12 protein-coding genes are annotated in these 13,598 nt (G+C 72.0%); all 12 read left to right on the top strand.

Features of this window, described 5'->3' with window-relative positions; genetic code table 11:
- The first annotated feature begins 124 nt into the window (after positions 1–124).
- Positions 125–1,681 carry an oligosaccharide flippase family protein gene (locus tag ACSVDD_RS06390; protein WP_448188452.1) on the top strand — a complete coding sequence of 519 codons (1,557 nt, stop codon included), beginning with the start codon at positions 125–127 and terminating at the stop codon, positions 1,679–1,681.
- A gap of 161 nt (positions 1,682–1,842) precedes the next feature.
- Positions 1,843–3,180, top strand: a complete 1,338-nt coding sequence (locus ACSVDD_RS06385; protein ID WP_448188451.1) for an O-antigen ligase family protein — start codon at positions 1,843–1,845, stop codon at positions 3,178–3,180.
- Positions 3,177–5,222: a glycosyltransferase gene (locus ACSVDD_RS06380; RefSeq protein ID WP_448188450.1), complete on the top strand. Its 2,046-nt coding sequence runs from the start codon at positions 3,177–3,179 to the stop codon at positions 5,220–5,222. The genes ACSVDD_RS06385 and ACSVDD_RS06380 overlap by 4 nt, the downstream gene beginning before the upstream one ends.
- Entirely contained in the window at positions 5,215–6,054 is an 840-nt protein-coding gene (locus ACSVDD_RS06375; protein ID WP_448188449.1) for a hypothetical protein, read from the top strand. Before ACSVDD_RS06380 ends, ACSVDD_RS06375 begins: the two co-directional genes overlap by 8 nt.
- Positions 6,051–6,776: a class I SAM-dependent methyltransferase gene (locus ACSVDD_RS06370; protein ID WP_448188448.1), complete on the top strand. Its 726-nt coding sequence runs from the start codon at positions 6,051–6,053 to the stop codon at positions 6,774–6,776. Before ACSVDD_RS06375 ends, ACSVDD_RS06370 begins: the two co-directional genes overlap by 4 nt.
- The gene (locus ACSVDD_RS06365) at positions 6,769–7,506 is read left to right on the top strand and encodes a polysaccharide deacetylase family protein (RefSeq protein WP_448188447.1); all 738 of its coding nucleotides are present in this window, start codon (positions 6,769–6,771) and stop codon (positions 7,504–7,506) included. The genes ACSVDD_RS06370 and ACSVDD_RS06365 overlap by 8 nt, the downstream gene beginning before the upstream one ends.
- Positions 7,503–8,402, top strand: coding sequence for a class I SAM-dependent methyltransferase (locus ACSVDD_RS06360; RefSeq protein WP_448188446.1), 900 nt, complete (start codon positions 7,503–7,505; stop codon positions 8,400–8,402). The genes ACSVDD_RS06365 and ACSVDD_RS06360 overlap by 4 nt, the downstream gene beginning before the upstream one ends.
- Before the next feature lie 303 nt (positions 8,403–8,705).
- Positions 8,706–9,659 (top strand): glycosyltransferase family 4 protein, encoded by a 954-nt coding sequence (locus ACSVDD_RS06355; RefSeq protein WP_448188520.1) that lies wholly within the window; start codon positions 8,706–8,708, stop codon positions 9,657–9,659.
- Positions 9,656–10,381 (top strand): polysaccharide deacetylase family protein, encoded by a 726-nt coding sequence (locus tag ACSVDD_RS06350; protein WP_448188445.1) that lies wholly within the window; start codon positions 9,656–9,658, stop codon positions 10,379–10,381. The genes ACSVDD_RS06355 and ACSVDD_RS06350 overlap by 4 nt, the downstream gene beginning before the upstream one ends.
- The gene (locus tag ACSVDD_RS06345; RefSeq protein WP_448188444.1) at positions 10,378–11,610 is read left to right on the top strand and encodes a nucleoside/nucleotide kinase family protein; all 1,233 of its coding nucleotides are present in this window, start codon (positions 10,378–10,380) and stop codon (positions 11,608–11,610) included. The genes ACSVDD_RS06350 and ACSVDD_RS06345 overlap by 4 nt, the downstream gene beginning before the upstream one ends.
- Complete coding sequence (locus ACSVDD_RS06340) at positions 11,588–12,784, top strand: glycosyltransferase (RefSeq protein ID WP_448188443.1); 1,197 nt, start codon at positions 11,588–11,590, stop codon at positions 12,782–12,784. The genes ACSVDD_RS06345 and ACSVDD_RS06340 overlap by 23 nt, the downstream gene beginning before the upstream one ends.
- Entirely contained in the window at positions 12,781–13,593 is an 813-nt protein-coding gene (locus tag ACSVDD_RS06335) for a WecB/TagA/CpsF family glycosyltransferase (protein ID WP_448188442.1), read from the top strand. The genes ACSVDD_RS06340 and ACSVDD_RS06335 overlap by 4 nt, the downstream gene beginning before the upstream one ends.
- The last annotated feature ends 5 nt before the right edge of the window (positions 13,594–13,598 follow it).

Below are 13,598 nucleotides of genomic sequence, written 5' to 3'. Positions count from 1 at the left end.
AGGACGGGCGCGCGTTCCGCGAACCCGGCGCTGTGTCCCCACGGGATTCGAGGCCATTGCGCCCCGCCGCGGCAATGACGCACACTGCGGCTCCCTCCACGCACCGCCCCGGTCCCCGCTCCCCATGCCCACCGGCGACGCGCCGACCGCCTCTCATGCTCCGCTTTCGTCGAAGCAGGTCGGATTCTCACTGCGCTGGACCTTTGCGACGACCGCCGCCACCGGCGTCGTGCAGCTAGCGCTGGCCGCGGTGCTCGCGCGCCTGCTCAGCCCGGCGGATTACGGCATTGTCGGCGTGGCGGCCGGCGTGCTGCGCTTTCTGCAGTACTTTGCCGATTTTGGCATCGTCTCGACGGTGATCCAGAAGCGTGACCTCGATCATGCGCGGGACGTGCCGATCCTGTTCGCCTTGGCCGCTGGCGCCAACCTCGTCCTGTTGGGCGTTGTCTGGGTCGGAGCGCCGCTGCTCGCCGCAGTGGTGCCCAACCTGTCCGCCGATACCGTTGCGGTGCTGCGCGGTCTTGCCTTCGCCGGCCTGATCGGCGGTGCCGGGCAGACCGCCATCGCACTGATGCGCCGCAACCTTGATTTTCGCGCCATCGGCATCCAGGGGTTCGTGGCCCTTGCGGTGGGGCAGGGCGCCGTGGCCATCCCCCTGGCGGCGGCCGGATTCGGACCGTGGAGCCTCGTCGGCGGTGCCATCGCGCAGGTCGCCGTCGCCGCGGCGCTGGCGCTGTGGAGTGTCCGGCCGGTGCTGCGGCCGCGGTCGACCACGCGGGTGCGCTTGCGCGCGCTGGCAACGTTGGGCAGCGGTTACTTGATCCTGCGCATCCTCGATTCCACCGGGCTGCACCTGCTGCCCGTGGTGGTGGGGGTGTTGGCCGGTATGGACGCCGTCGGGCTGTGGGATCGGGCCTTCATCCTGGCTATGCTGCCGCTGGAGGCGCTGTGCGCCGGCGCCGGCCAGATCCTGTTCCCAGTGTACAGCCGGCTGGCCGGTGAACCCGAACGGCTGCGCAAGGCTTGGCTCTCGGTCATCCTGCTCGGCCCCTGCCTGCTGGGCGGTGTCGCCGGTGGCATGGCTGCGGCGGCGCCGCAGATTGTCAGCGTGATGCTCGGTCCGGCGTGGCTGGGGGCAGTGCAGCCGCTGGCGTGGCTGTCGGCCTGGGCGCTGCTGCGGATGCTCGCCATGCTGACCGGCACCCTGTGTGAGGCGCTGGGCCGCCTGACGTTGCGAGGCGCTCACCAAGTGGCTTACCTGGCCGCACAGGGCTGCGCCCTGGCCGTCGTGCGGCCCGTCGACTTGGTGGGGATCCTCCAAGTGCTGCTGGCTGTGGAGGTGGTCGCCCAGTCGGTGATGCTGTTGCTGGCGGCTGGCGCGTGCGGCGCCCCGCGGGGCGAGGCCGCGCGGAATGTGCTGACGGCGCTGCTGCCCGGCATTCTGGTGGGCGGCGGCACCGCGGCCGTCACGGCGGCGTGGGCGGCGTCCGGCCTGCCACCGCTTGCTGGTCTGGTGGCGGCGATGGCCGCGTCCGGCCTGCTGCTTGCCATTGGCGTGCTGTTGCACCCGTCGCGGGCGCTGCGCCGCGCGGTTGGACAGCGGCTGCTGGGCGATGCGCTGGGCATCACCGCGGAAGGCCGCACGCCAGCCGCCGCTGCGCGGCGCTGGCTGGAGCGCTGATCCGCGTCCGGGGCAGGCCACTCCGCGCATCGCTGGAATGTCACGGAGCGTGGAGGTCACCTGCGCCGATAATGCTTGCATGCCGTTCATCCCCATTGGCGTACCCCGAGTTGCATGAGCGGGGAGCAGGCGATATACTTCCAAGGGACGGTGAGGGCGTGATGCTGGATGTGGACCAAGTTCTGGCGGGCGACGTTCTCGGCATCGTCGCGGCGTTAGCCGCCTTCTGCGGCATCGTCACGGCGATGCTCCGCTGGATGCCGCTTGTGGTCGCCATCGTCATCGTCGGCGTGATCGAGGGGCACCTCGGCATCGATCTGGGCATAAGGGTGGCGGACCGCACGGTGTCGCCGGCCGATCTGATCTTCATCATTGCGATGATTGCCGGTAGCGTACGCCTGCTGTTGCGAGGCGGCTTCACCCGCATCCAGTTCGTCTGGATGGCGACGGTGCTGGTGCTGCTGGTGGCGTTCGGCATCGGCGCGCTCCAGTACGGCTTCGACACGGCCACGACGTTCTACCGCCGTTACTTCTATCTGTCGGCAGGGACGCTTTACGCGCTCAGCTTCACCTGGACGTCGAACGACCTCGACCGGCTGGCCCGCATCTGGCTGGCGGCAGCCGGGGCGCTGGTGTGCTACACGCTGCTCGCCTGGATCGATCCGGATATCGCCACGCTGGCCGGACCCACGGTGTTCAGCAACTACGCCGAGTACGAGGCGGAGCGCGTGCTTCCGTCGTCGAGCGCGTTCCTGATCGCCGAGGCCGGCCTGCTCTGCCTGGCGGCCTGGAGCCGATTGGACGTGTTGCCGCTCTACCGCGCGGCGGCCATCCCGTTTCTGCTGATTGCCATCCTGCTGTATCACCGCAGCGTCTGGTTCGTGATGCTCGTCGCCATCGCGGTGCTGCCGCTGCTGAACCCGCGGGCCGTGCTGCGCATCGGCTTGGCGTTGCTGATAGTGCCGCTTGGGCTGGCGGTGGTCTGGCTTGTCGGCCTGGGCTTCGGTCAGGACGTCCTGTCCGCCTCCATGTCCAGCGCGATCATGGAACCGCTGAACGATGACAGCACCCTGTCGTGGCGCCTCACCGGCTGGCGCATCCTGGTGGACCGCACGTTGGCGGGCGGGTTGCCGTCCATCCTCTTCGGGTCCGGCTTCGGCATCGGCTACGAGCGGCTGATCGGTTGGTCGACCATTCAATATTCGCCGCACAACCTTTACGTCGAGCTGTTCATCAACGCCGGCATCGCCGGCAGCGGCCTGTGGATACTGTGGCTGCTCATGGTGCTGCGCCGCCTGTGGAGCGGAGGCGACGACGGCGGGCAATTGCTGGACCGCGCCGCAAGCATGGCCCTCTTCGTGGCCGTGGCCGCCTTTGGGCTGCCGTACACGCCGGCAATGGAGCAGGGTATCCTGGTCGGCGCCATCGCCGCGCTCGCCATGCGGCTGGAGTCCAGGAGAACCATGCCGGTGCCAGCTCCAAGGGAAGCGGCCGCATGATCGCGTTGCGCCGTGTCACGGCGGTGCTCGCCTGCCACAACCGCCGCGACCTGACCTTGCGCTGCCTGGGCACACTGTTCGAGCAGCGCTTCCCAAACGGTGCAGCGGTGGACCTGCGGGCGGTTCTGGTGGACGACGGCAGCAGCGACGGCACCGCCGACGCCGTTGCGAAGCGGTTCCCGGAGGTGTGCATCCTGCGCGGCGACGGCACCCTCTGGTGGGCCGGCGCCATGGAGATGGGGCTGCGCGCCGCCATGGCTGACGGCGCGGACCTCCTGCTCTGGCTGAACGACGACGTGGCGCTCGACGAAACAGCGTTGGCTTCCCTGCTGGACGCCCACGACCGCTGGAGCGCTGCCGAAGGATGCCAGCCGGTAGTCGTCGGTGCAACGCGCGCTCCCGACGGCGGGGGCCGGAGCTACGGCGGGCAGCGGCGCGGGCGGTGGCATCCCTTCCGCCTGCATCCCGTGCACGCGGTGGGGGAGGCGCAACGTTGCGACACCTTCCAGGGCAACGTCGTGCTGGTGCCGTGCTCCGCCGCGCAGGATCTCGGCGGCATCGACCCGGTCTTCATCGGCGTCCAGGGCATGGCCGACACTGACTTTGGGCTGCGGGCGACCGCGCGCGGCATTCCTGTGGTGGCGGTGCCACCGGTCGGTGCCTGCGCCTCCAACACGGTGCCGGCGCCCTGGTGCGACGGCGGCAGGCCGCTGACCGAGCGCCTGTCCGCCATCGTCGGGCCGCGCGGCCTGCCACCGCGGGCGTGGTTGAGCTTTGCCCGCCGTCATGGCGGCGGGCTGTGGCCGTTGTGGGCAGCGCTGCCGTACGTGCACGCGGCGCGTCGTGCGCTGGCACCGTCGGCCGCGCCGCCATCCGCCATGCTGCCGCCAGCCAGACCACGGGTTGCGCTGTTCGACGGCATCACGCCGCGCTACCGCCTGCCGCTGGTGGAGCGCCTGGCGTCCGAGCCGCGGTTCGCCTTCACCGTCTTTCACGGCCGCGGCCTGGCGGGATGGAACGCCGCCGATGTCCAGGAAGCGCTGCCGCTGCCCGAAATGCGCGTGCGCAACCGCTTCTGGCCAGGCGGCGGCGGCCGTATCGCCTGGACCGGCGGCGCGCTGTCGGTGCTTGTCGGACGCTACGACGCGGTGATCGCCGGATTCCACGTCCACGATTTGGCCATCTGGTCGTTATGGCTGGCGCGCCGGCTGTTTGGACGGCCGCGGCTGCTGCTGTCGGGGCACTTCGACTTGCAGCCCGGGGGCGGCGCTGTCTGCCGTCTGCGCCACTGGCTGCGCGTCCGCATGGCGCAACGGGCCGACGCGGTGCTGCCCTACACGCCGCGCGGCGCTTCCAACTGTCTGGCCAGCGGGATACCGGCGAACCGGGTGTTCGTCTCGCACAACAGCCTCGACGTGCTGGCGATCCGGGCAGCCGCGGCGGGCATTGGGCCGCAGGCGGAGGAGGAGGCGCGTCGCCGCCACGGCCTGCATGGGCTGAACGTCTTCCTTTTCGTCGGCCGGCTCTACCCCGCCAAGCGCGTGGATCTGGCGATTGCCGCAGTGCGTGCGTTGCGGCAGGCGGGGCGGCCGTGCGTCCTGCTGGTGGTAGGCGACGGCCCGGACCGAGCGCGTCTGGAGGCCATGGCGGGGGATGGGGCCGTGCGCCTGCTCGGCGCTCTCTTCGACGACGCCGACTTGGCAACGCTGTTTCGTCTGGCTGTCGCCATGGTCCTTCCCGACGCCGTGGGGCTGGCGGTGGTGCATGCCTTCGCTCATGGCGTGCCGCTGGTGACCTGCCGGGGCGGGACCGCGCACGGGCCGGAAATCGACTATTTGCGCGACGGTGAGAATGGTCTGCTGGCGGACGCGCCGGATGCCGCCGCGCTCGCCGCCGCCCTGGCAAGCCTGCTCGACCGGCCGGAGCGGCTGGCGGCGTTGCGGCGGGAGGCGCACCGCACCGCGGACACCATGGGGGTGGACGCCGCCGCCAAGGCGATGGGCGCCGCCTTGACCCGCGCGCTGGATGCGGCGCATGGCTGAGTCCCGCGACGCCGTTGCGGAGCGGCTGGCGGCGGCCGGCATCGGCGCGCGGGCGGCGCGCTGCACGGCGCTGCACATGCGCAAGATCGCGGTGGTCCTCGATGACGGGGCGGGGTTTGTCAAGGTGGCGCTGCACCCGGCCTCGGTGGCGGCCGTGCGGGTTGAGGCCGCCGCCTATGCCGGCCCGCTTCCGGCCGCGCCCTATGGGCGTCCGGTTCTGAAGCGGTTCCACGACGGCGGCGACTGGGCCGCGCTGTGGCTGTCGGCGGAAGCCGGCCGGCCGATGCCGTCCTGGCGCTCGCTCCTGCCCCGGCCGGGGCCGTTCGAGGACCGTTTCTCGACGCGGCCGGCGGCTGACCTGCTGGGCGATCCCATGCCGCCGCCGTTCGAGGACTGGCGCCGCCGGCTTGTCGACAGGTTCGGCGACTGCACCGTGCGGACCGCTCCGGCGCACGGCGACTTCATCTATTGGAATGTCCTGTCCGGCGGCCCGGACGGGCCCGTGCTGATCGATTTCGAGCAGCATGAACCCTGCGCACCGGCCAGCCACGACCGCTTGTTCTGGACCTTCGTGCCGCTGGCGCGCAAGGCGCTGGCGTTGCGCTGCGGGCAGGCGCTGGCCGCAGCCGCTCCGGCGCTGGCCCGGCGCCTGGTGCCGGAGGCCGAGCGTTCAGGACTGGAATTGGCGCTGCTGGTGCTGCGTCATGGCGCACGCATGGCGGTCGAGCACGAGCGCCCCGACATCGGCCTGCTCTACGATTCCGAAACCGTGCGCCTGCAGCACGGTCTAATCGCACTCTACAAGCGCGTGCTGGGGAGGCTGTTGCCGTGAGCGGCCGGCATCTCTACCGTTTCCTGCTTGGCCGGCTGGTGCCGGAGCGGGTGCAGACGCGGCGCTTCGTCGTCGGGCTGCGGGACGCCGGCGTTCCGGCCGGGCTGTGCGTCGATGTCGGCGCCGGCACCGGCCCCTTCGCCGCCGCTCTGAGCGAGGCGCTGCCGGACGCGCGGTACGTCGCCGTCGACTTTGTTCGCGGCGACCGCGTCGAGGTGGTGTGCGACGCTGCGCGGCTGCCCTTTCCCGACGGCTCCGCCGGACTGGTGGCGCTGTTCCAGGTGCTTCAGCATCTTCCCTGCGTCACCGACGCGCTGGCCGACATGCGCCGGGTGCTGGCACCGGGCGGCTGCGTGCTGATCAGCTATCCGGCGCTTCAATTGCAAGGCCGCGAATGCGACCTGTGGCGCTGGACCCGGGCGGGGATGGAGGCACAGCTCACCCGGGCGGGGTTCACCGTTGTGCGGCACGACGTGCGGGGCGGGCTGCTGCTGTCTGCCACGTCGCTGGCCGCTGGGCTGCCCGGACGCCTTCTGCTCGGCGGTGTGGGGTGGCGTCGGGCAACGGGGCGAGGGGGCGCTCTGCGCCTCGCGCTCGCCTTCGCACTGGCGCTGCCCTTCCATCTCCTGGGCTTCGCCGCGGCTTTCGCCGACTCCCTCCTTGGCGCGTCGCCGGTGTATGTCGGCGGCATCATTCTGGCGCGGAAGCCCGCCGATGGCTGAGATGCCGACCGGGTTGCGTCTCACCACGTCCTGGGACGACGGACATCCCGCCGACCTGCGGCTCGCCGAGGCACTGGGCCGGCACGGCATCGCGGCCACCTTCTACGTACCGGCGGTGAACCGCGAGGGCCGCCCGGTCATGACCCCGGCCGAACTGCGCGGCCTCGCAGCCGCAGGGTTCGAGCTGGCAGCCCACACGCGCGACCATTGCCGGCTTGCCCGCCTTCCGCTCGACGAGGCGCGCCGGCAGGTCGTGGACGGCCGCCGCTGGCTGGAGGATGTGCTCGGCGGTCCGGTGCGCGGATTCGCCTATCCGGGCGGGGCGGTCGGACGGCACGGCCGGCGCTTGGCGCGCGACGCTGGCTTCGCGTATGCCCGCACGACGCGGATGTTCTGCCTGACGCCTGGCCGCGACCCTTTCGACCTGTCCACCACCGCGCAGTTCTACGCGCACGGTCCCGCCGCGCTGCTGCGCAACTGGGCGCGTCGTGGTGCCGGGCTCGACCGGCTGCGGCTGGCCGTGCGCTGCATCGCCGCGGGCGGGGTGGAGGACGCGGTGGGCGCGCTGCTCGACGAGGCGGCGGCGCGGGGCGGCGTCTTTCATCTCTGGGGGCATGGGTGGGAACTGGATCAGGAGGGCCTGTGGCCCAGCCTGGACCGTGTGCTCGCCGTGCTTGCCGCTCGCATTCCGCGGGCGCGGCGCATCGTCAACGCGGGGCTCGTCCCATGATCCGCTTCCTGGCAAAGGTGGCGGTGCAGCACGCCATCGGCGCGCTTCCGCGAGGGCCGCAGCTCTACGACTGGGTGCAGCGCCGGGTGACGCGGTCGATCATCGCCGCTCCCGAGAACGTCAGCCACAAGCGTGCCGTCGCCATCTCCATGAAGGCGCTGGTCGAAGCACACGGCGGCGTTCCCATCGCCGAAGCGGGGCCGCACCTCGACATCGGGGCCGGCTGGCTGCCGGTCATCCCACTGGTCTTTCGCCAATTCGGCCTGGGCGAGCAGGTCCTGGTGGACATCATCCGTGGCCTGCGACCCGACACCGTGTTCGCCGCCGCGCGTCTCCTCGACGCAGGGCGCGGCGGCCTGCCAGCCCTGAACCCGCCGGAGACCTGCGGCGATCTGGACGGGTGGCTGTCCGGGCTCGGCATCGCCTACCGGGCGCCGGCATGGCCACCCTATCCATTGGAAGACGGTAGGTTCCGTCTCATTACCTGCACGCAGGTTTTTCAGTCTCCACCGGCGCCGGTGGTCCGCGCCATCCACGCCGAGGCGGCGCGTCTGCTGGCGCCGGGCGGGTTGTACGCCGCCACCATCCGGCTCGACGACCAGTACGCGCGCAGCGACCCGTCGCTGCCGCGCTTCCATTTCCTGCGCTATGGGCGTGCCACTTGGGAGCGCTGGTTCGACAATCCTATGGCTTCCTTCAACCGGCTGCGCGCTTCAGACCACGCCCAGCTGTTCGAGGGGCTGCCGCTCGACCGGCTGGTCTGGGATGAAGAGGGCGGCGGCCCCGCTGAACTGGCGGAACTGGCATGCAGTCGGCCGCATCCGGAGTTCGCCGGCTACCGGCCGGAGGATATGGCGCGCACCGGCCTTACCTTCCTCATGCGGCGGCGGAGCTAGACCGTGCGGATTCTGCTCTCCGCATACGCATGCGAGCCCGGCAAGGGATCCGAGCCCGGCGTCGGCTGGGGCTGGGCGCGCACCCTGGTCGAACTCGGGCACGAGGTGTGGGTGCTGACCCGGTCCAACAACCGGCCGGCCATTGAGGCCGAGTTGGCGGAGCGCCCGCTTCCCGGTTTCCTCCCCGTCTACCACGACCTGCCGGGCTGGGCGCAGGCCGGCAAGCGCGCTGGGGGTGGAGTGGGGCTGCGCGCCTACTACACGGCATGGCAGGCGACCGCGGTGCCGCTGGTGCGCCGGTTGATGGCCGAGCGGCCGTACGACCTGCTGCACCACGTCACCTTCGCGCAATGTTGGTCCGCCAGCGCGCTCGCCGGCCTGCCGGGGCCGTTCCTGTGGGGGCCGGTCGGCGGCGGCGAGGCGTGCCCGCCGGCCTTCTGGCCCGACCTCGGGGCGCGGGGCGTCCTTTCCCAAAAAGACCACTNGGCGCGGGCCGCCGTCTACGAGGCGGCCCGCGCCGGGCTGCGGCTGGCAGCCGGGGCGTTGCCCCACCTGCGCCTCACGGCGCGGAGTTGCCGGCTCGCCGTCGCCGCTACGCCTGAAACCGCCGCGATCCTTGCCCGGCTGGGCGTGCGCCGCGTGATCGTCGCCTCCCAGGTCGCGCTCGAGCCGGAGACGATCGAGCGTTTGGGCGCCGTCGTCCGCTCGCCTGGGCCGCAGTTCCGGTTGGTGCTCCTCGGCGACCTGCTGCCGCACAAGGGCGGGCATCTGGCACTTGCCGCAGCCGCCCGGCTGCGCGGGGATTGGCGGCTCGACGTGATCGGCGAGGGGGGGGAGCGTTCGCGGCTGCAGGGCTTGGCGGCGCGTCTGGGCATCGCCGGGCGGGTCTGCTTTCGCGGCGCGCTGCCGCGAGCCGAAGCGCTGGAGTGGCTCGGTCAGGCACACGCGCTGCTGTTCCCGGCGCTGCACGATTCCGGTGGACTGGTGGCGGCGGAGGCGCTTGCGGCCGGCGTCCCGGTGATCTGCCTTGGGTTGGGCGGGCCGGCCTGCCTTGTTCCGGCTGATGGCGGCATCGTCGTGCCGGCCTCCGATCCACGGGCTGCGGTGGAGGGGCTCGCCGACGCGGTGCAGCGGCTGATCGACGAACCTCACCGTCTGGTGGCGCTGTCCGCAGGAGCCAGGGCATATGCGTGCCGAACCTTCGGCTGGCCGGCCCGCGCCTCCGCCGTCTATGCCGCCCTGGCGGAGGCGTCATGAGTCTCGGCATTCTCGTGTACCACCGCATCGTGCCGGAGCGGGTGGCCGCCTTCCACGACGTGACGGAGACCCGATTGGCGGCGCACTTCGACGCGCTGGCGTCGCTGGGGGTGACGGCGCGGGGAGCAACGCTGCGCACCCCCGGCGGCCGGGACGTGCTCGTCTCCTTCGACGACGCCACGGACGGCCACTGGCGCGCGGCCGACCTGCTGGAGGAGCGGGGGTGGCGCGGTGTGTTCCTGGTGCCGGCGGGCCGGCTGGGAGAGCCCGGCCGGCTGAGTGCCGCGGCGGTGGCCGACCTCGCCCGGCGCGGTCACGTGATCGGCGCCCACGGCCTGACACACGACCGCTTCGACCGCATGGATGCCGCTGCGCTCGACCATGAACTGGCGGAGCCGCGCCGCATCCTGTCCGGCCTGACCGGCGCGCCGGTCGTGTGGCTGGCGCCGCCCGGCGGCCTGTGCCCACCGGGTTTGACGGAGGCCGCGCGCGCCCACGGCTACACCATGGTGAGGGGAATGCGCTGGGGCTATGCCGACAGTGAATCGGGGGAGTCGGTCGGACTGCTGCCGGCCCTGCCGGTGGTCGGGCGAGCCACGCCGGCGGCGGTCCGCCGCATGGCCGAAGGCCGGGCGCCGATCTGGCTGGGCCGGCTGAAGGACGCGGTAAAGGCGCTGGTCGGGGAGGAGCGCTGGGACGCCCTGCGGGAAGGGTTGCGATGACCCGCGAAGCGCTGCTCGCACGGTTGCTGTGCGCCGCACTGGCCGAGGGTTTGCCGCTGGCGCGCCTCGACGCCGCTGCCGACCCGGCGGCCCCGATCGGCGGCGGCGACGCCGACCTGCTTGCCGCGTGGCGTCCGTGGCGGACGTGGCTGGGGCTGGTGCGGCGCTGCACCGCTTCGACCGGCTGGCGGCTGCTGGCGGCCGTGCCGCGCGGAACGGTGCTGATCCTGTTCCTGGGCGATAGGGCGGGCGGCTTCCTCCAGATCGATCTGCACCGGGCGCTGACCGCCCGCGGGGTTCCGTTCCTGCTGGCGAGCGACCTGCTGGCGCGCGGCCGGCCGGAGAACGGTGCGCTCCGCCTCGATCCCTCCGATGCGCTTGGGGCGCGGGAGCTGGAGCACCGCATGGTGCACGGCCGTCCCCGGCAGGCCGGCACGACCGTGCCGGCGCATCTCGCCGCCGAAGTGTTCGGAGCGGGGAAGGGGGGCCGGGCAATGGCGCTGCTGCGGGCCTTGCGGCGGCACCCTTGGGAGTGCGTGAGGGTCCTGGCAGCCAAAGTCGCGGACGCCACGGTGTGCGGCCTCCGGCCGCCGGGCAGCCTATGGATAGTTTGCGGTCCGGACGGCGCGGGAAAGACAGCTCTGCTCGGTGTGCTGACGTCCGTCCTGCCGCGCCGTCTGGCGCGCGGTGTGCGGGTCTTCCACACGCGCCCGTTTCTGCTCCCGCGGTTGGTCGGGCTGTTTCCGTCCGCTCAGGCGTCCGGCCTGGCGCGCCCGGACGAACGCCGGCCGGGCCGCATCGCTTCCTGGATTCGGCTGGCGATCGCCTGGGCCGATTGGGTGCTCGGCTATTGGCTCATTGTTCGCCCTTGCCTGGTAGCGGGGAATATTGTTCTGTTCGACCGCTACGTGCAGGACTATCTGGTGGCGCCGGAACGGCGGGGAATCGGCGTGCCGGAATACGCCCTCGCCTTCGTCGCCCGCCGGGTGCCGAAGGGGGACGGGCGGATCGTGGTGGTGGCGGACACCGAGGTCCTGCTGCGGCGCAAGGACGAGCTTTCGCCCGAGGAAGCGGTGCGACAGGTGGCGGCTTACCGTCATCTCGCCCGGGGCGACGCGGGCGCGTTGCTGCTGGACGGTGCCTCAGCCCCGCCGGAGGGGTTGGCCGGTGCCGTCCTGGAGCGAATGATGGAGGTTATGGCCAGGCATGCGTGTCCTGCTGATCCATGAGCGTTATCGTGAGCGTGGCGGTGAGGACGTCGCCTTCGACGCCGAAGCGGCGCTGCTCGCCGCGCACGGCGTGGAGGTGATCCCGCACCTGGAGGACAACGGGCGTATCGCGGGGGCGGGGTCGGCAGGCATGGCGTTGCGCGCCATCTGGTCTCCGTCGTCGTATCGCGTGACTCGCGACGCCATCCGCGCGGCGCGGCCGGACGTCGTGCACGTGCACAACACCTTTCCACTGCTGTCGCCGTCGGTCTACGACGCAGCGCGGGCTTGCGGCGTTCCGGTCGTGCAGACGCTGCACAACTATCGGCTGCTCTGCCCCAACGCGCTGCTGCTGCGCGACGCCGCCCCCTGCCAGCTTTGCCTGCCACGCACCGTGAAGTGGCCCGGCGTGCTCCACCGCTGCTACCGCGGAAGCGCCACTGCCAGCGCCGCGGTCGCCGCCGTCGCCGGCGTACACCGCGCCCTGGGGACTTGGCGGCACAAGGTCGATCTGTTCCTGGCGCTGACCTCCTTTGCGGCCGGGCGGTTTGCCGAAGGCGGGCTGCCACACGAACGTCTGGCGGTCAGCGGTGTGGCGGTGCCGGATCCCGGACTGGTGGCGGTGGACGGTCCGCGCGCCGGTGCGCTCTGCGTCGGCCGGCTCAGCCAGGAAAAGGGTATGGACGTGCTGGTCGAGGCTTGGCGGGACATCGACGCGCCGCTCGACATCATCGGCGACGGGCCGATGATGGACGCTTTGAAGCGCATGGCACCACCACAGGTGCGCTTCCTGGGCCGCCAGCCGGCCGCGGCGGTGTCGGCGGCAATGGCACGGGCGTCGCTGCTGGTTTTCCCGTCGCTGTGCTACGAGAATTTCCCGCTGGTGGTCGTCGAAGCCATGGCGCACGGGCTGCCGGTGCTCGCATCGTCCAGCGGGGCCGTGGAGGAGATGGTCGAGGATGGCGCCACCGGCGTTTTCGCCAGCCCCGGCGTTGCGCAGGATTGGAGCCGCAAGGCGGCGGCTCTGCTGGCCGCCCCCGGTCGGCTGCGGGGCCTGGGTGCCGGCGCGCGCCTTGCCTATGAGGCGCGCTACGCCCCGAACCGGGTGTTCGAACAGCGCATGGGGCAGTACCGGCGCGTGCTTGGCGGCTTCCCCGTGCCCGCCGCCATCCCCGTCGAAGGGACGGCCCTGTGACGCCGCTGCCGCTGATCCGGTCCGACGCACCGCCGCGTCCGGAGGTGCCGCGCAGCGAGATTCTCGGCACGCCGGTGAGCATGGTATCGCTCGACCGTGCGGTGGCGCTTTCCGCCGGCTGGATCCGCGCGCGGACGCCGACCTATGTGTGCCACCTCGACGCCCGCAGTGTGCTGGCAGCGCGCGACGATCCGGATGTCCGCGCGGCCTATGCCGGCGCGGGGCTCGCCGCGCCGGACGGCATGCCGCTGGTCTGGATGGGCCGCGCGCGCGGGTTCCCGGTCACACGGGTGTACGGTCCCGATTTCATGGGGGCGATGCTGGCCCACACTGCCACCTGGATTGACCGCCCCTGCCGGCACCTGCTGTTCGGCGCCACCAACCCGGTGCTGGACCGCCTCGCCGCCCGGCTTCGCTCCACCTATCCCGGCGCCCTGATCGCCGGTGCTTTCGCGCCACCCATGGGGACCTGGAGCGAAGCAACGGAACGCGAGCATTGCGCCGTGCTGAACGCCGTCGGGGCCGACGTCATCTGGGTCGGGCTGGGGGCGCCGCGCCAGGATCTGTGGATGGCGCGCAACCGCGCGCGGCTGGAAGCGCCGCTTCTGGTGGGGGTGGGGGCCGCCTTCGACTTCCTGTCCCGGAGCAAGGCGCAGGCGCCGCTCTGGCTGCGCTCGGCGGGGCTGGAGTGGGCGTTCCGCTTGGCGACCGAGCCGCGGCGCCTCGCCGCCCGCTATGGCGCCACCGTGCCGCGCTTCGCCGCGCTTGCGCTGGCCGAGGAGGCGGCACGCCGGTTGAGCCGGCGCTGACCGCC

The organism is Azospirillum terrae (assembly GCF_053470425.1).
The sequence above is the reverse complement of the archived record's forward strand: the minus strand, read 5'-3'. Positions and strand labels throughout refer to the sequence as shown.